Genomic DNA, 23,487 nt, shown 5'->3' with positions numbered 1-23,487 from the left:
AGGACTGTGGACATATTCTTTCAATTAAGGACTACAATATAAAAAATATGTTCACTTCCTTATCATGACAAAACGTGCCCGCCCGAAAGACGCCATGCCGACGCTCGTCAACGAGCGGCTCAGGATATGGGGCCAGTGCGTGCGCAAGCAGCGCGTGCAGCAAAACATCACGGCACGCGACCTGTGCGCCCGCCTCGACATTTCACACCCCACCCTGCAACGCATGGAAAGGGGGAAGCGTCCGTCAACGTGGGCCTGTTCCTGGCCGCCTTCCACGTGCTCGGCATCCTCGCCATCACGGCGCCGGAACCCGACGCGGTGCTGTGGCAGATGGACAGCGTCAACATCCGCAGCCGCCCCGCCTTGAACGAGGGCGACGATGGCTACTTCTAGCCGTCCCTTGTTTGTCTATCTGCAGCGGCCCGACAACGGCGCGTGGGTAGTGGTGGGCCGCTATGTGCTCGATGCGCATACCGGCATCGGCAGCTTTCTGTACGCGCCCAGCTATGCCGATGCAGGCTTGTCCTGGAGCATCGATCCCGTCAATCTGCCGTTTATTCCCGGCGTGGAACACCTGGCGCGACGCTATGGCGGCCTGCATGACGTGCTGCGCGACGCGAGTCCGGATTCCTGGGGGCAGATGCTGATACGCCGCGCACACCAGCTGGGCGAAAAAGCCACGGCCATCCAGTTCCTGCGCCTGTCGGGCAATGGCGACCGCTGGGGTGCGTTGGCTGTGGGCGACACGCCCAAACCGAACATAGCGCAGCTGGCCAGCCCCACGCTGCATCGCCTGGACGCGCTGGTGCAGGAACTGCTGGCCATCGCGGAAAGCCGGCCGCCACTCAATGCGCCCTTGCGCAAGCGCCTGTTCGCCACCCCGAGCATGGGCGGCGCACGCCCGAAGGCCACGGTACGGGACGGTGCAGATTACTGGCTGGTGAAACCGGGCCTGATGACCGATACGGTCGACCTGGCGCTGCTGGAATACGCGACCATGCAATGGGGCAAGGCGTCCGGCCTGCGTTTCGCCGACACGCGCCACCATGCATTGACGGCCGAACGCAGCGTCGTGCGCATCCTGCGCTACGACCGGCGCGGCGCGCAACGCGTCATGACGGCCAGCGCCGCTTCGCTGCTGCAAGTGCAATATCCGCCGGTGGAAGCGGCCGACAGCGATGGCGCCAGCTATCCCCGCCTGGCCGAAGAACTCCGGCGCATCGGCGCGCCGCCGGAAGACGGCATCGAGCTGTTCGGCCGCATGGTCTTCAACGGTGTCGTCGGCAACAACGACGATCATCCGCGCAACCACGCCGTGCTGTTCGACCTGGATGAACAGCGCTGGCGCCTCTCGCCCGCGTTCGATGTCGTGCCGGATACGGAAGACGACCCGCAAACGCTGGTCATGCAAGTGAGCGCCGGCCGCCGCGACATCACGCGCGACGCCATGCTGCGCGATCACACCCGTTTCGGCTTCGCCACGCGCCTGCAGGCGGAGGAGCATGTCGATGCCTTGCTGGTGCGCATCGCCGAAGCTTTTGTGCAGGTGGCGCCGCTGCTGAACGGGGCCTTGCGGGCACGGATGGCGGAGCGCTTGCGGGTGATGCTGGTACGGCTGGCTTAGGCGAAATCGGGTTTGCGGTATTTTCCCAGTCTGCTAGGAGATTTCCCTTCGGATGATTTCCGCGCCCGCGCTAAGCGCATTGAGTTTGCCTCTTGCCACGCGACGCGCCAGGGGCGCCATGCCGCAGTTGGTGCTCGGATAAAGCTTGTCGGCATCGACAAAGCGCAGCGCCTTGCGCAGGGTGTTGGCCACTTCCTCCGGCGTTTCAATGGTATTGCTGGCCACGTCGATGGCGCCGACCATCACTTTTTTGCCGCGTATGAGTTCAATCAGGTCGATGGGCACGCGCGAGTTGTGGCATTCCAGCGAGATGATGTCGATATTCGATTGCTGCAGCTTGGGGAACGATTCCTCATATTGGCGCCATTCGGACCCCAGCGTATTTTTCCAGTCCGTATTGGCCTTGATGCCGTAACCATAGCAAATATGCACGGCCGTTTCGCATTTGAGCCCTTCGATCGCCCGCTCCAGGGTGGCGATGCCCCAATCGTTCACTTCATCGAAGAAGACATTGAAAGCGGGTTCGTCGAACTGGATGATGTCGACGCCGGCCGCCTCCAGTTCCCGCGCTTCCTGATTGAGGATCTTGGCAAATTCCCAGGCCAGTTTTTCGCGGCTTTTATAGTGGCTGTCATACAGCGTATCGATCATCGTCATCGGACCTGGCAGCGCCCATTTGATCGGTTGCGTGGTTTGCTGACGTAAAAATTTGGCGTCGTCGACAAACACCGGCTTGGTGCGGCTCACGGCGCCCACGACGGTCGGCACGCTCGCATCGTAGCGGTCACGGATTCGGACGGTCTCGCGTTTGTCGAAATCGACGCCGCTCAGATGCTCGATAAACGTGGTGACAAAATGCTGGCGGGTCTGCTCGCCGTCACTGACGATATCGATGCCTGCCTGCTGCTGTTCCTGCAGCGACAAACGCAAGGCATCCTGTTTGCCCTCGATTAATTCCTCGTCCTGTAATTTCCAGGGCGACCAGAGTTTTTCAGGCTGCGCCAGCCAGGAAGGTTTGGGCAGGCTGCCGGCGGTTGATGTAGGCAATAATTTTTTCATGATGGCGATTTCGTGTAGTTGGATTAATCAGCGAGCGTGGCGGCAGCCCATTGTTCGAGAACATGCTTGTAGGGCTTGATGAAATGCTCTTCCGTATATTTGCCCTGCTTGACAGCCAGCTGGCTGCGCTCTTCCCGGTCATAGACAATTTGCGTCAGTGAATAATCCTGATTCTTCAGGCTGGGCTGATAGCATTTCCCCGCCGCGGCATTGGCATTGTAGATTTCGGGCCGATAAATCTTTTGAAAGGTTTCCATCGTGCTGATGGTGGCGATCAGCTCCAGATTGCTGTAGTCGCCCAGCAGGTCGCCGATAAAATAAAACGCCAGCGGCGCGGCACTGTTTGGCGGCATGAAATAGCGCACCTGCATGCCCATTTTCTCGAAATAGGCATCCGTCGAGGAGAACTCGTTTTGCCGATACTCGACGCCCAGGATGGGGTGCTGATTTTCCGTCCGCTGATAGGTCTTGCTGCTCGAAGCGCTGAGGCAGATGACCGGCGGCTTGCTGAAGCGCTCTTGATAAGCATCGGATCTGACAAAGTGCTTGAACAGCTTGCCATGAAAATCGCCGAAATCCTCTGGTGCGCTGAATGTGGCTTGATTATTGTTGTGTTCTGGCAGCAGCACGCTGAAATCGTAATCGCGCACGTAAGAGGAGAAGTTATTCCCCGCAATGCCATCGATGCGTTGTCCGGTTTTTTTATCCAGGATATTCGGCTTCAATATCTCGATCAGCGGGATATTGCCGCCTTTGACATCGATATTCAACTCGACGGAAATGATTTCGAGCTCGACAGAATAACGGTCTGCCTTCGGGTTGTCCCAGTGCGCCAGGCTGTTGAAGCGGCTGTCGATCATTTTCAGGGTGTTGCGCAAGTTCTCCTGGCGGCTCTTTCCCCTGGCCAGATTGGCAAAGTTGGTCGTCAGGCGCGTAGTGTCCGATGGATGATAGTTTTCATCGAAAACAATGCTCTTGATGCTGAATACAAAGTCGTTGCTCATGGTGATCTGCTGTCCTGATTTCTGCGAAAAGGTGAATGGGTTGCTTGCCTGGCGACTGTGGCGATGCATATCAGGCGGCGGCCAGCTCTTGCGTCGTGGCCGGTCTCGCATGGCGCGTCAATCCGATCAAGGGCAAGGCCCGTTGCACCGCCAGTGCGGCCCGCTGGATCAGCGCCTCGTCCTGCAGACGGTAGTCGAGGAAATCCTTGTCGGTCGCGTAGACGCCCAGCGGCAAGGTGCGTGCCTGGAAAAAGCTGAACAGGGGCCGCAACTGGTGATCGATCATCAGGGCATGGCGCTCGCTGCCGCCGGTAGCCGCCAGCAGGACGGGCTTGTCGATCAAGGCGTCCTGATGAATGAAGTCGAAGAAGTGCTTGAACAGTCCCGTGTAGGAGCCGCGATAGACCGGGGTTGCCACTACCACGATGTCAGCTTGCTCGACCGCCGCAAGTTCCCGCTCCACCGTCTCGGGCAGCTGCGAGCGCCAGACGGCGCCGGCCAGCTGCGGCGCCAGCTGACCCAGTTCGACCAGGCGTTGTTCGCACAGCACTTCGTCGGCGATCAGGTCCATCAGGTGCTCGGCCAGGGCTGCCGCCTTGGAAGGGCGTTGTAGCCCGCCGGAAACCGCGACTATACGCAGGGGACGTGTCATGTTTGCTTTCATAGGGAGTGATGCGCGAAGGCCGGTAAATACCGGCAGCAGGGAAGTGGATGATAGCGGGAGGAATCGATGAAGTATAATGGTCATATTTCATACATCCATGAATATGGCTCATTCCAATGCTTGAACGCATCCACCTCAGCATCGTCCAGCAGGTCGAAAAACAAGGGTCGTTGACGGCCGCCGCAGGCGTGCTGCACCTGACCCAGTCGGCCCTGAGCCACAGCATGAAGAAGCTGGAGCAGCAACTGGGCACCGACGTCTGGCTGCGCGAAGGGAGAAATTTGCGCCTGACGCAGGCCGGCCAGTATCTGCTGGCGGTGGCGAACCGGGTACTGCCGCAACTGGACTTGGCCGAAGAGCGCCTGGGCCAGTTCGCGCAGGGCGAGCGCGGCGCGCTGCGCATCGGCATGGAATGCCACCCTTGCTACCAGTGGCTGCTCAAAGTGGTGTCGCCGTATCTGACCGCATGGCCCGACGTGGATGTGGACGTCAAGCAAAAGTTCCAGTTCGGCGGCATCGGCGCGCTGTTCGGCTACGAGATCGACCTGCTGGTCACGCCCGACCCGCTATACAAGCCGGGGCTGACCTTCGAACCCGTGTTCGACTACGAGCAGGTACTCGTCGTGGCCAAGGGCCATGCACTCGCTACAGCGGCGTATGTGCAGCCGCAGCAGCTGACCCGGGAAGTGCTCATCAGCTACCCCGTCGACATCGAGCGCCTGGATATTTACAATCAATTCCTCTTGCCGGCCGGTGTCACGCCCAAGCGCCACAAAGCCATCGAAACGACCGATATCATGCTGCAGATGGTGGCCAGCGGCCGCGGCGTGGCCGCCCTGCCGCGCTGGCTGGTCGAGGAATATGCGGCCAAGATGGACGTGGTGCCGGTGCGGCTGGGCGCGCGCGGCATCGCCAAGCAGATCTTCCTGGGCGCACGCGAGACGGACACCGCCATCGACTATGTGCGCGCCTTCATCGCACTGGCGCGCCAGCCTGTCGTTGCGCAGGGAAGCTAAGCACGCACGCCGGTTCGCCGGGGCCGGCTACCGCGCGCCTTCCATGGCTTCCACGGTGTCGAAAAGACGCGCCAGCGCGCTTTCCATGGCGCCGGCCGTAGCGTCGCCGCTCTGGTTGGTGATGATAAAGACGCCAAGCTGATATTTGGGAACGATGTAGGCGTAGCTTTGCGCACGCGGCACGCCGCCATGGTGGACATAATGCGTGCCCAGCTGGCGATTGCTGCCGATGTTCCAGAAATAGCCGATGCTGAAGTCGTCCTGAAAGCGGACCAGCGGCTGGTGCGATTCGACGACGGCGGGATGGGCGCCCAATTGCAGGCGCAGGTATTTCGCCATGTCCGGCATCGTCGACTTCAGGTTGCCCGCCGCCCCCAGGGCAGTTGCGGCATCGGCGTGGTGACGGCGGGATTGTCGCTGTGGTAGCCGGGCGCCAGCCGGCCGGCATCCTTGGCGGTGATGCTCAGCCTGGTATCCTGCATGCCCGCTTCGCGCGCGAGCCATTGCGTGAGCAAGACTTCATAGGGCATGCCATAGATTTTTTCGAGCGTGTGCGCAACGAGTTCGGTACCGGCGCTGGAATACGCGTAGTCCTTGCCGAGCGGCCCCTTGATGCTAACCGTGTGCAAGTCCTGCCAGAATTGCCGTTGTCCGTAGCCGGCATAGGCGGCATTGAGCTTTGCTGGCGTGGTATGTGCCGTGAAATCCTTCAAGACAGCGTTCACCTGCAAGGGCAGCATGCCCGGCATATTGCTCGTGTGCGTGATCAAGTGGCGCAGGCGAATGGGCTGCCCCTGCCCCTGCGACTGCAGGTTCGGGTAGGCGGCTGGCAGGTACGTTTGTATGGGATCGTCGAGCGCCGCCTTCCCATCCAGCACGGCGTTCGCCAGCAGCAGGCCGGCAAAAGTCTTGCTGACCGAGCCGATTTCATACAGCGTCGTATCGTCCGGCGGATTGGCTTTGCCGGTCTCCAGCTCGCCTTGATGCAGCATGAATTGCTTGCCGCGATACACGACGGCAATCGAGGTCGCGTGCAGCAATGGCGACTGCAACAGGGTGGTCGCGGTCTGGCGCATGGCCGCAGGAATGTCGTGCGCAGGTGCCGTGGCTGCGGGTTTGCAAGCTGCCAGCACGAGTGTCATTCCAGTCATGATTGCGGCGAGTTTGGTCATCATGCGCACCATCGAAGGGGGATGGGCATTCTCGCACAATGGATTCAGCGGCGGCAGAAAAAGTCATGCGTATGAATTTTCCAGGTAGAAAGAAAACGCCACCTGGCGGTGGCGTTTTCTTTCTATTCCTGGTGGCCCGGGACGGCCCCCGGCCGGCTTACTCCACCGTCACCGACTTGGCCAGATTGCGCGGCTTGTCGACATCCGTGCCGCGCGCCAGCGCCGTGTGATACGCGAGCAATTGCAGCGCGACCACGTGCAGGATAGGCGACAAATCGCCGTAGTGCTCGGGCAGGCGGATGACGTGCAAGCCTTCGCCGGAGCTGATGCGCGAGTCGACGTCGGCGAAGACGTACAGCTGGCCGCCGCGGGCGCGTACTTCCTGCATGTTCGATTTGAGCTTTTCGATCAGGGCGTCGTTCGGCGCGATGGTGACGACGGGCATTTCATTCGTCACCAGGGCCAGCGGGCCGTGTTTCAGCTCGCCGGCCGGATACGCTTCGGCGTGGATGTACGAGATTTCCTTCAGCTTTAACGCGCCTTCGAGGGCGATCGGATAGTGCATGCCGCGGCCCAGGAAGAGGGCGTTTTCCTTGCGCGCGAATTCTTCGGACCAGGCGATGATCTGCGGCTCCAGCGCCAGCACGGACGCGATGGCGACGGGCAGGTGGCGCATGGCTTTCAGGTGCGCCGCTTCCTGCTCTTCGGAGAGGTGGCCGTTGACTTGCGCCAGGCACAGGGTCAGCAGGAACAGGCCCGCCAGCTGCGTGGTAAACGCCTTGGTGGACGCCACGCCCACTTCCACGCCGGCGCGCGTGATGTAGGCCAGGGCGCATTCGCGCACCATGGCGCTGGTGGCCACGTTGCAGATGGTCAAGGTGTGCTGCATGCCCAGGCTGCGCGCATGTTTCAGGGCGGCCAGGGTGTCGGCCGTTTCGCCGCTTTGCGAAATGGTGACGACCAGGGTGTTCGGGTGCGGCACGCTGTCGCGGTAGCGGTATTCGCTGGCCACTTCCACGCTGACGGGCACCTTGGCGATCGACTCGATCCAGTACTTGGCCGTCATGCCCGCATACGAGCTGGTGCCGCAGGCGAGGATCAGCACGCGATCGATCTGCTTGAAGATTTTATACGCGTCGTCGCCGAACAGTTCCGGCATGATGCCCGTCACGCCTTCCAGCGTGTCGCCGATGGCGCGCGGCTGCTCGAAGATTTCCTTCTGCATGTAGTGGCGATACGGGCCCAGCTCGGCCGCGCCCGTGTGGGCGTGCACGGTTTTCACTTCGCGCTCGACGGGCTTGCCATCGACATCGACGATCCAGCAGCGCGACAGTTGCAGGTCGACCACATCGCCTTCTTCCAGGTAGATGATCTGGTCCGTCGTGCCGGCCAGCGCCATGGCGTCGGACGCGACAAAGTTTTCACCATTGCCCAGGCCGACGATCAGGGGCGAGCCCTGGCGCGCGGCGACCACGCGGTGCGGCTCGTCGCGGCAGAAGACGGCGATCGCGTACGCGCCGTCGAGGCGTTTCACGGCCTGCTGCACGGTCTCGAACAGGTCGCCGTTGTACATGTGCTCGACCAGGTGGGCGATCACTTCCGTGTCCGTCTGGCTCTGGAAGACGTAACCCAAGGCCGTCAGTTCGGCGCGCAGTTCGTCATGGTTTTCGATGATGCCGTTGTGCACCAGCGCCACGCGGGCGTTCTCTTCCGTCGGGGAAAAGTGCGGGTGGGCATTGAAGGAGACAGGGGCGCCATGCGTGGCCCAGCGCGTGTGGGCGATGCCCGTAAAACCGCTCAAGCCTTCTTCGGCGATCTGCTTTTCCAGTTCGGCCACGCGCGAGGTGGAACGCGAACGCTGCAACCGGCCATCCGCATGCAGGGCGATGCCGCAGGAATCGTAGCCGCGGTATTCCAGGCGCTTCAAGCCTTCGACCAGGATGGGAGTGATATTACGTTGCGCTACTGCGCCGACGATGCCGCACATGGAAACCTCTGTCTAAAATTTAATCAATGCACGCATGCTAATGCAGAGTGCGTGAAATATGCTTTCTAAATCCGTATATTTTTGACCAAATATTTCATGACTATTTTACGGTGAAATATTATTTCACTTATACTCAATATATTTTCCAATTCATCAAAATCATGAACGATAACAATATTACCCTCGACGAGATCGATCGTCGCATCCTGAACGCCTTGCAAATTGACGCGTCGCAAACCAACAGCGAGCTGGCGCAAGCCGTGCACGTCTCGGCGCCCACGTGTTTGCGGCGGGTCAAGCATTTACGGGAAAGCGGCGTCATCGAACGGCAAGTGGCCATCGTCGCGCCGCAGCTGGTGGGGGCGCGCCTGACGGCCATCGTGGAAATCACGCTCGACGTGCAGGCGGCGGAACGCATGGCGGAATTCGAGCAGCTCGTGGCGGACGAGCCCGCCGTGCTGCAATGCTACCGCGTCTCGCCCGGGCCCGACTTCGTGCTGATGGTGCAGGTGGCCGACATGCCCGCCTACCACGCGCTGGCGCACCGCCTGTTTGCCGCGCACGCGAATGTGCGCAACGTGAAAAGCTACTTTTCCACGTTTCGCAGCAAGTTCGAGACTCGCATCGCTGTGTAAACCCGGCTGGCAGAGAAGTTATCCCCGCTTATCCCAGCCTTTTCGCCCACTTATGCACAAGTTTATCCACAGTATGAACATCACGGATTTACACGACCGCCGCCATCCAGCCTCGCATGAGACCTGTCAATAAATAGACATCAGCTCCCGGATAAAACTTATCCCGGCTTATCCAGCGCTTGCCCACCTATTAATCACAGGCTTTTGCACAGCTTTACCCACAGCCAGGCTTTACAAATTTGTCTTAAATATCCTTGAAATACAATGACTTATAAGTTATTCATAACTTATTCGCCAATTACGCACAAGCTTATCCACAATCCAGGCAGGCAAAAAACTGAGGCTACTTTCATAGCCTGCGAGACTAGCTTGCCTGCTCGAGCACCAAACTTGGCCAGATAACTTATCCCATCTTTCCCACAGGTTTTTCACCATTTATACGCAGCTTATACCGGGCTTATCCATCGCTTGTCCGCCTGTTTGTTCACATGTTTATCCACATACCAAAATACAGCGGAAATGTTTGATGGAAATAAGGCCCCGACTTATCCCGGGTTGCCAGCCAACTTTCCACAGGATTATCCACAGGCGTAAAAAAACGCCGCCAGCCCGGACAGGCTGGCGGCGTCATGCCGGGTGAGGGCGGACTCGCTTACTTGGGGATTTTCACGGGACGCGTCCAGCCGTCGATGGTCACTTGCCGCGCGCGCGACACCGTCAGCTTGCCGGCCGGCGCATCCTTCGACAAGGTCGTGCCGGCGCCCAGGGTGGCGCCCTTGCCGACGGTGACGGGGGCGATCAGCTGGCTGTCGCTGCCGATGAAGGCGTCGTCTTCAATCACCGTGCGGAACTTGTTCACGCCGTCGTAGTTGCAGGTGATCGTGCCGGCGCCGATGTTGACCTTCGAGCCGATGGTGGCGTCGCCGATGTAGGCCAGGTGGTTGGCCTTGCTGTGCGCGGCGACCTGGCTGTTTTTCACTTCGACGAAGTTACCGATGTGCACATCTTCCGCCAGGACCGTGCCCGGACGCAGGCGCGCGTAGGGGCCGATGATGGAAGCGGCGCCGACGACGGCGTCCTCGAGATGGCAGAAGGGCTTGATGTGCGCGCCAGCGGCCACAGTGGCATTGATGATGACGTTGTTGGCGCCCACGCGCACGCCGTCACCCAGTTCCACGCGGCCTTCAAATACGCAGCCGACGTCGATGGTGACGTCGCGGCCGCAAATGAGTTCGCCGCGCACGTCGATGCGGGCCGGGTCCAGCAGGGTCACGCCGCGCTCGAGCAGGGCTTGCGCGATATTGTTCTGGTGGATGCGTTCCAGCTGGGCCAGCTGCACCTTGCTGTTGACGCCCGCCACTTCCCACACGGCAGCCGGGTGGGCCGAGGTGACGGCCACGCCGTCGGCGACGGCCTGGGCAACGATATCGGTCAGATAGTATTCCCCTTGGGCATTGTCATTCGACAAGGCCGACAGCCACTGCTTCAGCTGCACGGTGGGCGCGACCATGATGCCGCTGTTGATCTCGCGGATGGCGCGCTCTTCTGGCGTGGCATCCTTTTCCTCGACGATGCGCACGATGGCGCCGTGTTCGCGCACGATGCGGCCCAGGCCGAAGGGATCGTCCTGTTCCACGGTCAGGATGGCCAGCTTGTCCTTCCCGGCCGCCTGCACCAGTTGCTGCAGGGAAGCGGCGCTGGTCAGCGGCACGTCGCCGTACAGGATCAGGGTGGGCACGCTGTCGTCCAGCAAAGCCACGGCTTGCTGCACGGCATGACCGGTGCCCAGCTGCTGCGTTTGTTCCGCCGCGTCGATCGCCAGGTCTTGCTTGGACTTGTAGCCGTCCAGCAACTTCAGCACCGCTGCGCCCCCATGCCCGTAAATCACGCATAATCGGGACGGCGCCAGGACGCGCGCCGTGTCGATGACGTGCGACAACAGCGGCTTGCCCGCCAACGGGTGCAATACCTTGGGCAGTGCCGACTGCATGCGTTTGCCCATACCGGCAGCGAGAATGACAACGTTCATAGACCGTAATTTTATAAGTTAAGAATATGAAAAAGTTTAACACGCAGGCCCCGTCTTCCACGCCCTTCCAGCGGTTTACTTATGCCGTGCTGGCCATCATGCTCGTCGTCATGGCCGGCTGCAGCGGCTTGCGTCTGGCCTACAACAACGGCGATACCGTGCTGTACTGGTGGCTGAACGCGTATGTCGACCTGGACCGCGACCAGAAGGGCTGGGTGCGCGAAGACATCGACAAGCTGTTCGACTGGCACCGCAAGACGCAATTGAAGGATTACGTGGAAATCCTGCGCACGGGCCAGAAACAGCTGCAAGGCAATATCACGCAGGCGGACCTGATGGCCGACTACGGCGAGATCAAGCAGCGCACCCAGGCACTGCTGCTGAAGGCGGCGCCCGACTTGGCCGACCTGGCCCGCTCGCTCAAGCCCGAGCAGATCGCGCAGATGGAAAAGAAGTTCAAGTCGAACAATGACGATTACCGCAAGAAATACCTGAGCGGCGACCAGGAGAAGCGTCAGAAATTGCGCTACAAGAAAGCCATGGAGCAATTCGAACTGTGGTTCGGCGGCTTCAGCAGCGAGCAGGAAGCCATCATCCGCAAGGCGTCCGACGCGCGTCCGCTGAACAATGAGATATGGCTCGACGAACGCATGCGGCGCCAGCAGAATGTGTTGACCCTGGTCAAGAAAGTCCACCAAGAAAAACTCGGCAAGGAAGCCACCGCGACCTTGATCACGACCCTGATCAAGGACAGTTTCGAGCGCCTGGAACATTCGGAACGCAAAGCCTTTTTTGACGCCTACGAAAGCAGCACGGCGCAGATGGTCATGACGGTCATCAAGATCGCCACGCCGGCGCAAAAAGCCCATGCCGTCAAGCGCATGCAGGGCTGGATCGACGATTTCAATTCCCTGGCCAGCACGCCCAAATAGGCGAACGTGAACAGCAGCGCCAGCCGGTGGTCCTGGCGCTGGGAGAGGGGGCCATATGCTATAGTGGCCGCCATCGAATTGAAGAAATCCCCATGCAAAAAAGATCAAGAAACCCGCCAAAGTCCCCGTCCACCACGCGCCGCCACCGAACCAGGTACGCATCATCGGCGGCCAGTGGAAGCGCTCCGTGCTGCCTGTTTTGCAGGCACTGGGCTTGCGCCCGACACCGGACCGCGTGCGCGAAACCGTGTTCAACTGGATCAACCACCTGCGCGACGGCGACTGGGCCAACGCCCAGGTGCTGGACCTGTTCGCCGGCAGCGGCGCGCTGGGCTTCGAAGCGGCCAGCCGCGGCGCCGCCTCCGTGACCATGGTCGACACGCATACGCCCGTGATCCGCCAGCTGGAAGAAAACAAGGTGAAATTGCGCGCCGACAATGTCCAGCTGCTGCGCGGCGACGCCCTGCTGACAGCGCAAGGCCTGGCAGCGCGCGGCCAGCGTTACGACCTGATCTTCCTCGACCCGCCTTACCAGCAGGATTTCCTGGCGAAAGTGTTGCCGCTGTGCGCCAACCTGCTCAAGGAAGGCGGCATCGTGTACGCGGAATCGGGCTTGCCGCTGGTCTTCGATGAAGCCAGCGCACTGGAAAAGCCCGAGTGGATGACGCCATGGGAAGTCATCCGCGCCGACAAGGCGGGCACCGTTTATTATCATTTGCTAACTTACAACAAAGTGCCGGCAACTGCCTGAATCTGCCTATAAATGAGGCAAAAAAGCTCCCTGGCCCGAGGCGCAGCACCAAGGTAGTCACCAATTTCAGGCATAATGCGCGTCTATATTGGTGCATCATCAGGGAGCCGCAATGGTTGTAGCCGTTTATCCAGGAACATTCGATCCGCTCACGCGCGGTCATGAAGATTTGGTGCGCCGCGCATCGGGTCTGTTTGACAAGCTGATCGTCGGTGTGGCCGACAGCAAGAACAAGCAACCGTTTTTCTCGCTCGACGAACGCCTGGAAATCGCCAACGAAGTGCTCGGTCACTACCCGAATGTGCAAGTGGAAAGCTTTTCCGGCCTGCTCAAGGATTTCGTGCGCAAGCATGAAGCGCGGGTCATCGTGCGCGGCTTGCGTGCCGTCTCCGACTTCGAATACGAATTCCAGATGGCGGGCATGAACCGCTACCTGCTGCCCGATGTCGAAACCATGTTCCTGACGCCATCCGACCAGTACCAGTTCATTTCGGGCACCATCGTGCGCGAAATCGCGGCGCTGGGCGGCGACGTCTCCAAGTTTGTCTTCCCCTCGGTGAACCGCTGGCTGCAAAACAAGATTGCCGCCAACGCTGCATCATCGCAATAAGTAAGAGTGAAATCATGGCATTACTGATCACCGACGAATGCATCAATTGCGACATTTGCGAGCCCGAGTGCCCGAATGACGCGATCTACATGGGCGCGGAAATCTACGAAATCGATCCCAACAAGTGCACCGAATGCGTGGGCCACTTTGACGAGCCGCAATGCCAGCAAGTGTGCCCCGTCAGTTGCATCCCCTTCAATCCCGCCTGGCGCGAAAGCCCGGAGCAATTGATGGCCAAATACGAACGCCTGCAGGCGGAACTGCCTGCCGCCAAACCCTAAGCATTTCTTCCTCGCCACTTCTGCGTGGCGCCAGCTTCTGCCAACTGTTCTACACTGTGTGCTTGTGCGGACTTATCCACAGCACATGTTTCTCCACGGAGGCAGAAGATGCAAATACGCACATCCCGTCTGGGCCGCTCCCTGGCCGCCGCCTGCCTGTGCGCGGGCCTGTGCGCCGCCTTGGCGCCACCTGCGCTGGCCGTCGAGGTGGGCGGCGTCAAGCTGGACGACACGGTGCAGCTGGCCAGCCGCGAGTTGAAACTCAACGGCGCCGGCGTGCGCTACAAGGTCATCTTCAAGGTCTACACGATTGCGCTGTACCTGCCGGAAAAGAAAACCCAGCTGGCCGAGATCCTGGCGCTGCCCGGGCCGCGCCGCCTGGAAATCGTCATGCTGCGCGACATCACGTCCGACGAGCTGGGTCTGGCCTTCATGCAGGGCTTGAAGCGCAGTTCCGACCAGGCCGACCGCACGCGCTTGCTGAGCCAGACGATGCAGTTCGGCGCCATGTTCGAAATGGTGCCCGGCCTGAAAAAGGGCGATATCCTCACCGTGGACTGGCTGCCGGAAGAGGGGACGTTGTGCAAGCTGAACGGCAAACAGGTGGGCGACACGGTGCCGGACCTGGCCTTTTACAATGCGCTGCTGAAAATCTGGATCGGCGCCCATCCGGCCGACACCTTGTTGCGCGCGCATTTGCTGGGCGATATGGCCTAAAGCGGCCTGAACGAAAACGCGGGCGTAAAAAAGCCGGCTCACGCCGGCTTGTCATTTGCAACAGTTGACCGCTCAGGCGCGCGTCGACAGGGCGCGCAATTCGGCGGCATTGCTTGGCGACACGCCATCCATCTTGCCCAAGGTACGCTGCAAGGCTTGCGCTTCGCGCAGCTGCTGGCGCGCCAAACGCTCTTCGCGGCTCAGCTTGGGACGCACCACCAGCACCATGGCGCGGGCGATGCCCACCAGCAAAGGCTTGAACAGCAGGGCGAAGGCGCCCACGGCAACGATCACCAGCACGAGTTGCAGGGCGTTCAGCAGGGAAATCTCCAGCACGGGTGCGGATACTGCGTACAGGGCGGAGGCGAAGGTAGACATACTGTTCCAGTGCATTATAGAATTTGCCAGTACTATAGTGCAGTGCAGCATATAAATCTAATTCCATTTCTTGATACCAATTATATGAATCGTGAATGGAAAACTGTAATATTTTTTTACGAGTGAAAATATTCGTGCCCGGCGCGGTTTACACTCTTAAGTAATCAATTCAACTTTTATCTTGGGCTTTCCATGAGTTTTCTGACGCTGGATCTGAACTTGCTGCGTGTTTTCGACGCCGTCATGACGGAACAAAACCTGACGCGCGCAGCGGGCCACCTGGCGATGACGCAGCCGGCGGTATCGAACGCCATCAAACGCCTGCGCGAGAGCCTCGGTGACGAATTGCTGATCCGCACGGCATATGGCGTGAAACCCACGCCCCGCGCCGAAGCGCTGTGGCCGTCCGTGCGCTCGGCCCTGGCCAGCCTGGAAGCGGCCGTCACGCCGGAAACCTTCGACGTGTCGAAAACCCACGCCACCTTCCGCATGGCCATGGCCGATGCGACGGCCGCGTTCTGGCTGCCTTCGCTGATGCGCTCGATCGAACGGGAAGCGCCGGGCGTCAACGTGCGCATGATGCCGCTGACGACGCGCGAACCGCGGCCCATGCTGCTGCGCGGCGATATCGACCTGGCCGTGGGCTTCTTTCCCGGCGTGGCGGCGCAACTGTCGAGCGAGACGGGTTCGCCCATCCGCCACGAGCGCCTGTATTCCGGTAAATATGTATGCGTGATGCGGCGCGGCCATCCGCTGGCCGACAAGGAACTGACTCTGGATAACTATTGCGCGGCAAACCATTTACTGGTGAGCTTTTCCGGCCGCGCGCATGGCTTGATCGACGAAGCGCTGTCGCAGATCCACCGCGAACGGCGCATCTTGTTGACGGTCAACCAGTTCTTCACGGCGGGACGCGTGGTCGCCAATTCCGACCTGATCACGGTCTTGCCGCGCCATCTGATCGCCTCGACGGGCATGACGGAGTCCCTGCTGTACAAGGATTTGCCGTTGACCTTGCCGGCCGTCCACCTGGACATGCTGTGGCACGAGCGCGACGCCCGCAGCCCCGCCCATAAATGGCTGCGCAATCACCTGGAAAGCATGAACACGCCCACGTTACGCACGGCGACGGCGGCCGGCGGCGGCGTGGCACCGAAGCCGCATATTGAGTAACCGTAGCCGGCCCAAGAAAAAACGCCTGATGATCTCTCATCAGGCGTTTTTTTATGCGTGACTGCTGGAGCGATAACCGATCCTGAAACCGCCCCAGTGCTTGCCCTCGACGTGGATGGGCACGGATAAATCGTGCATGACCTCGCCCGTGTCGCGTTTATAGGTCTGCAACAGGAAGGGCTTGGTATTGCTGCCGCAGCGCTTGCCCGTGCGGTCGCTGAAGATGCGCTTGGTGCGGTTGTTGACCATATCGGTGGCGTAGTCGCCCGTCAACGGCTGGGAAAACTTCTTGTTGTGCGTTGGAAAATAGCCATTGTTGTCGACGGCGCCCGCATACGCCAGATGGGGCAATGCCGCCAGCACGCCTTCCTGCAGCTCGGGCAGCACCTTGTCTGTAAACGCGTCGAACTTCGTGTTGTGCTTGGGTGGATTCGTGTTCGGGATGGGGCGGTAGTGGCGGTCGAACAGGGCTTCGCGCGTGATGCGCCCCGAGGCGATCGCCTGCTCGAACAGTTTGCCCACCTCGCGCGCGGCGCGCTGGGCCGCCTCGCGGATCTCGTCGTGCGGCGTGGCCACGCTCGATTCGCCCAGGGCGCCGGCGATCACTTCGGCCCGCTCTGCCAGGGCCATGGCCGACTGCGTGGCGCGCGGCAATTCCGCATTCGTCGACAGCATGCTGTCGCGGATTTGCAGGATGGCGTCGGCGATCAGCTGCGTCGTGTCGACGTGTTCGCGCGAGGCGCGGGCGATTTGCCCGATCTCGTCCTCGGACTCGCCCGACGATTCCTCGATATGGCTCAATGAGGCATGCACGCTTTCCACATTGCGCGCCGCTTCCGTGACACCGGTAGCGAGCGAACTCATGCCGCGCGCCGCTTTTTCCGACTGTTCATTGATTTCGCGCACCATCACGCTGATTTCATCGGAAGCTTCCTTGGTGCGCTGCGCCAATTGCCGTACTTCGCCGGCCACCACAGCAAAACCGCGCCCGTGTTCGCCGGCGCGCGCCGCTTCGATGGCGGCGTTCAGCGCCAGCAAGTTGGTGCGCGCGGAAATATCGGAAATAGCTTCCGTAAAGCCCGTGATGCGTCTGGATTTTTCCTGCAAGCTCAGCATGGAGCTGGAAGCGCCTTGCGCTTCTTCGCGCGCATGATTGATGCGGCGCAAGCCCTGATCCACTTCGGCGCGCGCCGCCACGCTTTCCACGCGCACGCCGGCGGCCACCTTGGCGGCCCGTTCCGCATTGGCGGCGATCTTTTCCGTCATCGCGGCATTTTGCACGGAGCTGTCGGCGATCTCGCTGGCCGTGCGCACGTCGAGTTCCACCTTCTGTTTGACGGAATCGACAAAATACGAGGTTTCCGCCGCGCCGATCATGATGGCATCGATGGCGTTGCCCACCGTGTCGGCGAACTCGTGCAAGCCCGGCTCGCCGCGCGGACGGCCGGCAAATGCCAGCAGCGCGGCGCCGATGGCGGCGGCCACGCAGGCGATCAGATACGGATGGTCGCCGCCCGAGAGCAGCAGCAGGTAGGCCAGGCAACAGGCCATGGCCATGGCCAGGATCGTGAATACAAAGAAACGCACCAGCTGATGCTGCAACTGCTTCATTTGTCCCCCGCTGCGCGAACCCGTCACGCCCCGTTGAGGGGACGTGCTGTAACCGTATGCGGGTGGGCACGATTGCCCAACCTTGCACCCTGAAGTTACCGTCTGCGCGGCGTTTCAGGCGGCTACCGGATAGCAGAATTGTAGTTCTACCCTACAACATTTGTTCCGATAGCTCAATCAGAAAAGTGGGGCCGCTACACCAGGGTCACTTAATTGGCAATTTGGTGGTGTTTTTGACCTCTTCCATGACGGCATAAGTGTGGGTTTCCCGCACACCTTTTTGCAACAAGGTCTTGCCCAGGAATTCGCGGTAGGCCGCCATGTCCTTGACGCGCGCCTTGACCAGGTAATCGAAACCGCCGGCCACCATATGACATTCCAGTACCTCTGGAATGATTTGTACGCTATGCTTGAAGGCGTCGAACACTTCCGGTGTCGTGCGATCGAGCACGACTTCGATGAACACCAGCAGCGAGACGTCGAGCAGCTGCGGGTTCAACTGGGCCGTATAGCCCATGATGTAACCGGATTCGTGCAGCTTGCGCACGCGCTCCAGGCAGGCGGCAGGCGACAGGTTCACGCGCGCGGCCAGCTCCACATTGCTGATGCGTCCATCGCTCTGCAATTCCATCAAGATTTTCTTACTGATCTTGTCCAGCATTCCTATCACCCCCAAATTAATATTATTTGGTTAAATTGTCGCATCAAAAACTATCTATTGCTAGCCCCCTGTATTACCAGAATTAATCCATAAGAATCCCCTTTACAATCGAATCATCTTAACGTCCGACTTTCTGTATTTTTTTGCACCAAAAAAGAGCAAGAATTACGTCAGTTTTCGTCCCCTTTTTCCTTGTAAAGAGCACTTATGCACCCTGCAGGCCCCTCGGCTTTTACCCCGATTCCTTTTGCTGCGTTCCAGGCAGAAATCCTGCCCGAAGCGACACCCCAACGCGCCGCCATCACTGCCGCCTATAGGCGCGATGAGGTTTCCGCCGTGCAGTGGCTGTTGCAACAAGTGCGCCCCAGCAGCACCGAAACGACGGCCGAAGGACAAGCGCTGGCGCACCGCCTGGTCTCGAACGTGCGCCAAAAACGCACACGCGCCTCCGGCGTCGATGCACTGATGCACGAGTTCTCGCTATCGTCGGAAGAGGGTGTTGCATTGATGTGTCTGGCGGAAGCGCTGTTGCGTATACCCGACAGTCAAACGGCCGACCGTTTGATCGCCGACAAAATCAGCAAGGGCGACTGGCGCAAGCATCTGGGCGAATCGCCGTCGCTGTTCGTCAACGCGGCCACCTGGGGTTTGCTGATTACGGGCAAACTGGTCAGTACCAGCAGCGAATCGGGCCTCGGTTCGGCCATGACCAAGCTCATCGCCAAAGGCGGCGAACCGCTGATCCGCAAGGGCGTCGACCTGGCCATGCGCATGCTGGGCAACCAGTTCGTGACGGGCCAGACCATCGAGGAAGCGCTGAAGAACAGCCGCGAGAATGAGACGCGCGGCTACCGTTACTCGTACGACATGCTGGGCGAGGCGGCCCTGACGCAAGCCGACGCGGCCAACTATTACGCCTCGTACGAAACGGCGATCCATGCGATCGGCAAGGCATCGAACGGGCGCGGCATCCGCAACGGCCCCGGCATTTCCGTGAAACTGTCGGCCCTGCACGCGCGCTACAGCCGCGCCCAGCGCGCCCGCGTCATGGAAGAATTACTGCCGAAGGTCAAAGCGCTGCTGTTGCTGGCAAAACAGTACAACATCGGCTTCAACATCGATGCGGAAGAAACGGACCGCCTGGAATTGTCGCTGGACCTGATGGAAGCACTGGCGTTCGATGCGGACCTGGCCGGCTTCGACGGCATCGGCTACGTGGTGCAGGCGTATCAGAAGCGCTGCCCCTTCGCCATCGATTTCCTGATCGACCTGGCGCGCCGCAGCGGCCGCAAGTTCATGGTGCGCCTGGTCAAGGGCGCGTACTGGGATGCGGAAGTCAAGCGCGCGCAAGTCGACGGCCAGGAAGGCTATCCCGTCTACACGCGCAAGGTCTACACGGACGTCTCTTACCTCGTGTGCGCGCAAAAACTGCTGGCTGCCAGCAGCCTGATCTACCCGCAGTTTGCCACGCACAACGCGCAAACCCTGTCGACCATCTATACCTGGGCGAAGCGCGACGGCATTACCGATTATGAATTCCAGTGCCTGCACGGCATGGGCGAAACCCTGTACGACCAGGTCGTCGGCCCAGACAACCTCGACAAACCGTGCCGCATCTACGCGCCCGTCGGCTCGCATGAAACCTTGCTGGCCTACCTGGTGCGCCGCCTGCTGGAAAACGGCGCCAATTCGTCCTTCGTCAACCAGATCGTCGACGAAAGCGTGGCCATCGATAGCCTGATCCGCGATCCGCTGGAACAGGCACGCCTGCAGGGTGGCTTGCCGCACCCGTCGATTCCGCTGCCGCTGGACATGTTCGGCAGCGAGCGCAGGAACTCGGCCGGCCTGGACCTGTCAAATGAAGACACCTTGCGCACCCTGGCCACCGGCCTGGCGCAGCAGCAGACATGGCAGGCGGCGCCGCTGATCGATGGCGCCGTCAGCCTGAATACGCCGATGCAAGTCATCCACAATCCGGCCCAGCACGACGATGTCGTGGGCAAGGTCATGGAAGCCGGCCCGGCCGATGTGGAAACGGCGCTGGCCAGCGCCAGCGCGTATGCGATGGATTGGCAAACGACGGAACCGTCGGTCCGCGCGCAAGCGTTGCTGCGCGCGGCCGACCTGTTCGAGGAACACCACATCGAGCTGATGGCCCTGGCCGTGCGCGAAGCGGGCAAGTCGCTGCCGAACGCGATCGCGGAAATCCGCGAAGCCGTCGACTTCCTGCGCTACTACGCGGCGCAGGTGGAACACGCGCCAAACACCCTGGCGCTGGGGCCCGTCACCTGCATCAGCCCGTGGAATTTCCCGCTGGCTATCTTTACGGGCCAACTGGCCGCCGCCCTGGCCGCCGGCAACGTGGTGCTGGCCAAGCCGGCCGAGCAAACGCCGCTGATCGCCCACCGCGCCGTGCAATTGCTGCATGCGGCCGGCGTGCCGCGCGGCGCACTGCAATTCCTTCCCGGCAGCGGCGAGGTCGTTGGCGCCGGCCTGTGCAATGACGCGCGCGTCAAAGGCGTGATTTTCACGGGCTCGACGGAAGTGGCGCAGTTGATCAACCGCAACCTGGCCGCGCGCGCCGTGGCCGAAGGCATCGACATTCCCCTGATCGCCGAAACGGGCGGCCAGAACGCCCTGATCGTCGATTCGTCGGCCCTGCCGGAACAGGTGGTGCAGGACGTGATGTCGTCCGCTTTCGACAGTGCCGGCCAGCGCTGCTCGGCCTTGCGCGTGCTGTTCCTGCAAACGGAAATCGCCGACAAGACCATCCATATGCTGAAAGGCGCCATGCAGGAATTGCGCGTTGGCAATCCAGACCGCCTGGCCACCGATATCGGTCCCGTCATCGATGCGGAAGCGCAAGGTAACTTGCTGGCGCACATCAACAAGATGAAAACCATGGCCATCGACCACTATTCGCTCGATTTGCCGACCGTCAAAGGCACGTTCGTCGCCCCGACCGTACTGGAAATCAAGTCGCTGGCGCAATTGACGCACGAAGTCTTCGGCCCCGTGCTGCACGTGATCCGCTACAAGCGGGCCGAACTGCCGCAACTGGTGCAATCGATCAATGACAGCGGTTACGGCTTGACCCTGGGCATTCATACGCGCATCGATGAAACCATCGCGTTCATCACCCAGCGCGCGCACGTGGGCAATATTTATGTCAACCGCAACATCGTCGGCGCCGTCGTCGGCGTGCAGCCGTTCGGCGGCGAAGGCAAATCGGGCACCGGTCCGAAGGCGGGCGGCCCCCTGTACCTGAAACGCCTGCAGCGCAATGCGCCGGCCGGCGTGCAGCACCAGCGCCAGGCGCCGCCGGCGCTCGATGCGCTGACCGTGTGGGCGAAGATGCACGGCCACGACAAGGTGCAGCAACTGGCGCAGGAATACGCACGCACCACCTTGCTGGGCAGCACCACCGTCTTGCCTGGCCCGACGGGCGAGCGCAATACCCTGAGCTTTGCCGCACGGGGCACGATCCTGTGCGCGGCAGCCACCTCCGGCACCTTGATGAACCAGCTGGCGGCCGTCCTGGCCACAGGCAACCAGGCCCTGGTGCTGGCGCAAGCGCCGGATCTGATCCCGGGCGACTTGCCGGCGGCGCTGAAGGACCGCATCCAGATCGTCAGCAGCCTGGAGTCGGTCAAGCAGGATTTCCAGATCGCCATGATCGAGCCTAGCCTCGATGGCCAGCTCAAACCGCTGCTGGCGGCACGGGAAGGGGCCCTGGTGGGCACCATCGCCACCACGCAGGACGGTGCCATCCCCTGTGGCGCCTGGTCGCTGAGCGGGCGCTGTGCGTGAATACGACGGCAGCGGGTGGTAACGCGAGTTTAATGATGCTCAGCGTCTAATATTTAGGCAGGTCATCAACGCAAAAAGGGCAGAACCAGTGGTTCTGCCCTTTTTTATGCACGCTAGCTGAAAAATCAGCCAGCCAGGCGCTGGCATAGCTGCTGAATCACCGCAAACGCATACGGCGAGGCGACGCTCTGCACGAAACGCATGAAGTCGACGGCCGCCTCTTCGTTGGCGTTGTCGGAAATGGTGCGCATGACCGTAAACGGCACACCGAGTTCAAAACACACTTGTGCCACGGCGGCGCCTTCCATTTCGACGGCCAGCAGATCCGGGATATCCGCTTTCAGCTGGTTGATATGCGCGGCGCTGCCGATGAATTGGTCGCCGCTGGCGATCAGGCCCCGATGCACTTGCGCGTGCTGCAAGCCGAATTGCACGATATCGGCCGCCTTGAGCACGCTGGAAACATCGTCGCGCAGGAAATCTTCCGCGGCGCCAGCCAGTTGCGTGCTCAGTTCCAGATCCGTGGCGAAGCGCTGCAAGCCCGTCAGCGGCACTTCGAAGCGGGGAAACAAAGGACGGGCATCCATATCGTGCTGCAGCAGCGCTTCCGCCACCACGATATCGCCCACTTTGACGTGTTTATCCCCACTGCCGGCCACGCCGGTGAAGACGATGTGGGTAACTCCGTACTTTTCCACAAGGATAGAAGCTGTCATGGCAGCGGCAACCTTGCCCAGACGCGACAGAACGCACACAGCGTCGATATTCCACAGGGTTCCCAGGGTGTAGTCGCGCATGCCGTGCGAACGCCTCTGGGGGCCTTGCATGGCTTCTACCAGCCCCTGCTGTTCTTCGTGCAAGGCACTGATGATGCCTAATCGCATTTTTTTGTGTGAATTCATGCTGTTTTTACAGGTTTTTTGCATTGCAAAACGGTTTATAGGGTGAAAACAGCCGTTTCGGCGACTTTTCCACCGTGCGCGTTTGTCTCTGTGTTTTAAATAAAGATGTATACATAAAAATAGTAGTGATAGTAAACGGCCATTTTTTTGTGGATAAGTCGGAATACCATCGAAAAATCATCGACTTAGCACACAAAAAAGTAGGCGCACAAGCATTGTATCTACGGAGGACTTGTTTGGGATAAAAATTGGCTTGTGGACAAAGATCGACTTTTCCCACATCTCATCCTGTGGATATGCAGGCACTTATCCACACCAGCAAGCAAAAATCGCCGTTTTTCTTGCTGCAGTGACATGTTTGACGGGATTTGCGTGCACGGATCCCTGTCTGGCAATCCAAGCTGAGTGATCAGGAACGCGCTTCTTTCACGAACATCGGCATCCAGGTGATTCCTGAAGACGGTTTGGCAG

At 60.4% G+C, this 23,487-nt stretch carries 19 protein-coding genes and 2 pseudogenes; 11 read left to right on the top strand and 10 right to left on the bottom strand.

What is annotated here, in order from left to right:
- Positions 1-64: 64 nt before the first annotated feature.
- Entirely contained in the window at positions 65-367 is a 303-nt protein-coding gene (locus ACRHIG_RS02960) for a helix-turn-helix domain-containing protein (protein WP_489629315.1), read from the top strand.
- A gap of 12 nt (positions 368-379) precedes the next feature.
- Positions 380-1,624 (top strand): type II toxin-antitoxin system HipA family toxin, encoded by a 1,245-nt coding sequence (locus ACRHIG_RS02955; protein ID WP_475416979.1) that lies wholly within the window; start codon positions 380-382, stop codon positions 1,622-1,624.
- 33 nt (positions 1,625-1,657) lie between these two features.
- On the opposite strand, the gene ACRHIG_RS02950 is transcribed toward ACRHIG_RS02955, so the two are convergent.
- The 3 genes from ACRHIG_RS02950 to msuE all read right to left on the bottom strand — a co-directional run bounded on the left by ACRHIG_RS02950 (position 1,658) and on the right by msuE (position 4,339).
- Positions 1,658-2,683, bottom strand: a complete 1,026-nt coding sequence (locus tag ACRHIG_RS02950) for a methionine synthase (protein WP_489629314.1) — start codon at positions 2,681-2,683, stop codon at positions 1,658-1,660.
- Between the two features lie 23 nt (positions 2,684-2,706).
- The gene (locus ACRHIG_RS02945; protein ID WP_489629313.1) at positions 2,707-3,687 is read right to left on the bottom strand and encodes a DUF1852 domain-containing protein; all 981 of its coding nucleotides are present in this window, start codon (positions 3,685-3,687) and stop codon (positions 2,707-2,709) included.
- A gap of 70 nt (positions 3,688-3,757) precedes the next feature.
- Complete coding sequence (gene msuE / locus ACRHIG_RS02940; RefSeq protein WP_489629312.1) at positions 3,758-4,339, bottom strand: FMN reductase; 582 nt, start codon at positions 4,337-4,339, stop codon at positions 3,758-3,760.
- Positions 4,340-4,467: 128 nt separating this feature from the next.
- On the opposite strand from msuE, the gene ACRHIG_RS02935 reads away from it, so the two are divergent.
- Positions 4,468-5,367, top strand: a complete 900-nt coding sequence (locus ACRHIG_RS02935; RefSeq protein ID WP_489629311.1) for a LysR family transcriptional regulator — start codon at positions 4,468-4,470, stop codon at positions 5,365-5,367.
- Between the two features lie 27 nt (positions 5,368-5,394).
- Here ACRHIG_RS02935 and ACRHIG_RS02930 read toward each other — a convergent pair.
- Positions 5,395-6,359 (bottom strand): annotated as a pseudogene (locus ACRHIG_RS02930) (serine hydrolase domain-containing protein).
- Positions 6,360-6,696: 337 nt separating this feature from the next.
- A complete protein-coding gene (gene glmS / locus ACRHIG_RS02925) occupies positions 6,697-8,526 on the bottom strand; it encodes a glutamine--fructose-6-phosphate transaminase (isomerizing) (protein ID WP_034782627.1) in 1,830 nt (609 codons plus the stop codon).
- Positions 8,527-8,687: 161 nt separating this feature from the next.
- On the opposite strand from glmS, the gene ACRHIG_RS02920 reads away from it, so the two are divergent.
- The gene (locus ACRHIG_RS02920) at positions 8,688-9,161 is read left to right on the top strand and encodes an Lrp/AsnC family transcriptional regulator (protein WP_475416973.1); all 474 of its coding nucleotides are present in this window, start codon (positions 8,688-8,690) and stop codon (positions 9,159-9,161) included.
- Positions 9,162-9,813: 652 nt separating this feature from the next.
- Here the strand turns inward: ACRHIG_RS02920 and glmU are convergent.
- Positions 9,814-11,190, bottom strand: coding sequence for a bifunctional UDP-N-acetylglucosamine diphosphorylase/glucosamine-1-phosphate N-acetyltransferase GlmU (glmU, locus tag ACRHIG_RS02915; RefSeq protein ID WP_489629310.1), 1,377 nt, complete (start codon positions 11,188-11,190; stop codon positions 9,814-9,816).
- Positions 11,191-11,216: 26 nt separating this feature from the next.
- Between glmU and ACRHIG_RS02910 the strand changes: the two genes are divergently transcribed.
- The 5 genes from ACRHIG_RS02910 to ACRHIG_RS02890 all read left to right on the top strand — a co-directional run bounded on the left by ACRHIG_RS02910 (position 11,217) and on the right by ACRHIG_RS02890 (position 14,481).
- On the top strand, positions 11,217-12,122 hold the full coding sequence (locus tag ACRHIG_RS02910) for a DUF6279 family lipoprotein (RefSeq protein WP_489629309.1): 906 nt from the start codon (positions 11,217-11,219) through the stop codon (positions 12,120-12,122).
- A 103-nt stretch (positions 12,123-12,225) separates the two neighbouring features.
- Positions 12,226-12,873 (top strand): 16S rRNA (guanine(966)-N(2))-methyltransferase RsmD, encoded by a 648-nt coding sequence (gene rsmD / locus ACRHIG_RS02905; RefSeq protein WP_489630731.1) that lies wholly within the window; start codon positions 12,226-12,228, stop codon positions 12,871-12,873.
- A 112-nt stretch (positions 12,874-12,985) separates the two neighbouring features.
- The gene (gene coaD / locus ACRHIG_RS02900) at positions 12,986-13,483 is read left to right on the top strand and encodes a pantetheine-phosphate adenylyltransferase (RefSeq protein WP_034752633.1); all 498 of its coding nucleotides are present in this window, start codon (positions 12,986-12,988) and stop codon (positions 13,481-13,483) included.
- A 14-nt stretch (positions 13,484-13,497) separates the two neighbouring features.
- Positions 13,498-13,764 carry a YfhL family 4Fe-4S dicluster ferredoxin gene (locus tag ACRHIG_RS02895; RefSeq protein WP_070218911.1) on the top strand — a complete coding sequence of 89 codons (267 nt, stop codon included), beginning with the start codon at positions 13,498-13,500 and terminating at the stop codon, positions 13,762-13,764.
- A 108-nt stretch (positions 13,765-13,872) separates the two neighbouring features.
- Positions 13,873-14,481, top strand: coding sequence for a chalcone isomerase family protein (locus tag ACRHIG_RS02890; RefSeq protein WP_489629308.1), 609 nt, complete (start codon positions 13,873-13,875; stop codon positions 14,479-14,481).
- Positions 14,482-14,553: 72 nt separating this feature from the next.
- Here the strand turns inward: ACRHIG_RS02890 and ACRHIG_RS02885 are convergent, their stop codons facing one another.
- Entirely contained in the window at positions 14,554-14,859 is a 306-nt protein-coding gene (locus tag ACRHIG_RS02885) for a hypothetical protein (protein ID WP_489629307.1), read from the bottom strand.
- Positions 14,860-15,051: 192 nt separating this feature from the next.
- On the opposite strand from ACRHIG_RS02885, the gene ACRHIG_RS02880 reads away from it, so the two are divergent.
- Complete coding sequence (locus ACRHIG_RS02880; protein WP_034752642.1) at positions 15,052-16,032, top strand: LysR family transcriptional regulator; 981 nt, start codon at positions 15,052-15,054, stop codon at positions 16,030-16,032.
- A 51-nt stretch (positions 16,033-16,083) separates the two neighbouring features.
- Here the strand turns inward: ACRHIG_RS02880 and ACRHIG_RS02875 are convergent, their stop codons facing one another.
- Together ACRHIG_RS02875 and ACRHIG_RS02870 are read right to left on the bottom strand one after the other, a co-directional pair.
- Complete coding sequence (locus tag ACRHIG_RS02875) at positions 16,084-17,643, bottom strand: methyl-accepting chemotaxis protein (RefSeq protein ID WP_489629306.1); 1,560 nt, start codon at positions 17,641-17,643, stop codon at positions 16,084-16,086.
- Positions 17,644-17,848: 205 nt separating this feature from the next.
- A complete protein-coding gene (locus ACRHIG_RS02870) occupies positions 17,849-18,304 on the bottom strand; it encodes an Lrp/AsnC ligand binding domain-containing protein (RefSeq protein ID WP_010393827.1) in 456 nt (151 codons plus the stop codon).
- Between the two features lie 207 nt (positions 18,305-18,511).
- On the opposite strand from ACRHIG_RS02870, the pseudogene putA reads away from it, so the two are divergent.
- Positions 18,512-22,164, top strand: a pseudogene (putA, locus tag ACRHIG_RS02865) (trifunctional transcriptional regulator/proline dehydrogenase/L-glutamate gamma-semialdehyde dehydrogenase).
- A gap of 75 nt (positions 22,165-22,239) precedes the next feature.
- Here putA and ACRHIG_RS02860 read toward each other — a convergent pair.
- On the bottom strand, positions 22,240-22,998 hold the full coding sequence (locus ACRHIG_RS02860; RefSeq protein WP_489629305.1) for a 5'-methylthioadenosine/adenosylhomocysteine nucleosidase: 759 nt from the start codon (positions 22,996-22,998) through the stop codon (positions 22,240-22,242).
- Positions 22,999-23,487: the final 489 nt, after the last annotated feature.

The sequence above is a fragment of the Janthinobacterium sp. C22 genome (genome assembly GCF_057919405.1).
Note: the sequence above shows the minus strand (reverse complement) of the source record. Positions and strands in the feature narration are given on the sequence as shown.

Bases quoted from the DNA above. Each gene is read 5' to 3' on its own strand.
- ACRHIG_RS02960 (WP_489629315.1), top strand. From the start codon at position 65: ATGACAAAACGTGCCCGCCCGAAAGACGCCATGCCGACGCTCGTCAAC.
- ACRHIG_RS02955 (WP_475416979.1), top strand. From the start codon at position 380: ATGGCTACTTCTAGCCGTCCCTTGTTTGTCTATCTGCAGCGGCCCGAC.
- ACRHIG_RS02950 (WP_489629314.1), bottom strand. From the start codon at position 2,683: ATGAAAAAATTATTGCCTACATCAACCGCCGGCAGCCTGCCCAAACCT.
- ACRHIG_RS02945 (WP_489629313.1), bottom strand. From the start codon at position 3,687: ATGAGCAACGACTTTGTATTCAGCATCAAGAGCATTGTTTTCGATGAA.
- msuE (WP_489629312.1), bottom strand. From the start codon at position 4,339: ATGACACGTCCCCTGCGTATAGTCGCGGTTTCCGGCGGGCTACAACGC.
- ACRHIG_RS02935 (WP_489629311.1), top strand. From the start codon at position 4,468: ATGCTTGAACGCATCCACCTCAGCATCGTCCAGCAGGTCGAAAAACAA.
- glmS (WP_034782627.1), bottom strand. From the start codon at position 8,526: ATGTGCGGCATCGTCGGCGCAGTAGCGCAACGTAATATCACTCCCATC.
- ACRHIG_RS02920 (WP_475416973.1), top strand. From the start codon at position 8,688: ATGAACGATAACAATATTACCCTCGACGAGATCGATCGTCGCATCCTG.
- glmU (WP_489629310.1), bottom strand. From the start codon at position 11,190: ATGAACGTTGTCATTCTCGCTGCCGGTATGGGCAAACGCATGCAGTCG.
- ACRHIG_RS02910 (WP_489629309.1), top strand. From the start codon at position 11,217: ATGAAAAAGTTTAACACGCAGGCCCCGTCTTCCACGCCCTTCCAGCGG.
- coaD (WP_034752633.1), top strand. From the start codon at position 12,986: ATGGTTGTAGCCGTTTATCCAGGAACATTCGATCCGCTCACGCGCGGT.
- ACRHIG_RS02895 (WP_070218911.1), top strand. From the start codon at position 13,498: ATGGCATTACTGATCACCGACGAATGCATCAATTGCGACATTTGCGAG.
- ACRHIG_RS02890 (WP_489629308.1), top strand. From the start codon at position 13,873: ATGCAAATACGCACATCCCGTCTGGGCCGCTCCCTGGCCGCCGCCTGC.
- ACRHIG_RS02885 (WP_489629307.1), bottom strand. From the start codon at position 14,859: ATGTCTACCTTCGCCTCCGCCCTGTACGCAGTATCCGCACCCGTGCTG.
- ACRHIG_RS02880 (WP_034752642.1), top strand. From the start codon at position 15,052: ATGAGTTTTCTGACGCTGGATCTGAACTTGCTGCGTGTTTTCGACGCC.
- ACRHIG_RS02875 (WP_489629306.1), bottom strand. From the start codon at position 17,643: ATGAAGCAGTTGCAGCATCAGCTGGTGCGTTTCTTTGTATTCACGATC.
- ACRHIG_RS02870 (WP_010393827.1), bottom strand. From the start codon at position 18,304: ATGCTGGACAAGATCAGTAAGAAAATCTTGATGGAATTGCAGAGCGAT.
- ACRHIG_RS02860 (WP_489629305.1), bottom strand. From the start codon at position 22,998: ATGCGATTAGGCATCATCAGTGCCTTGCACGAAGAACAGCAGGGGCTG.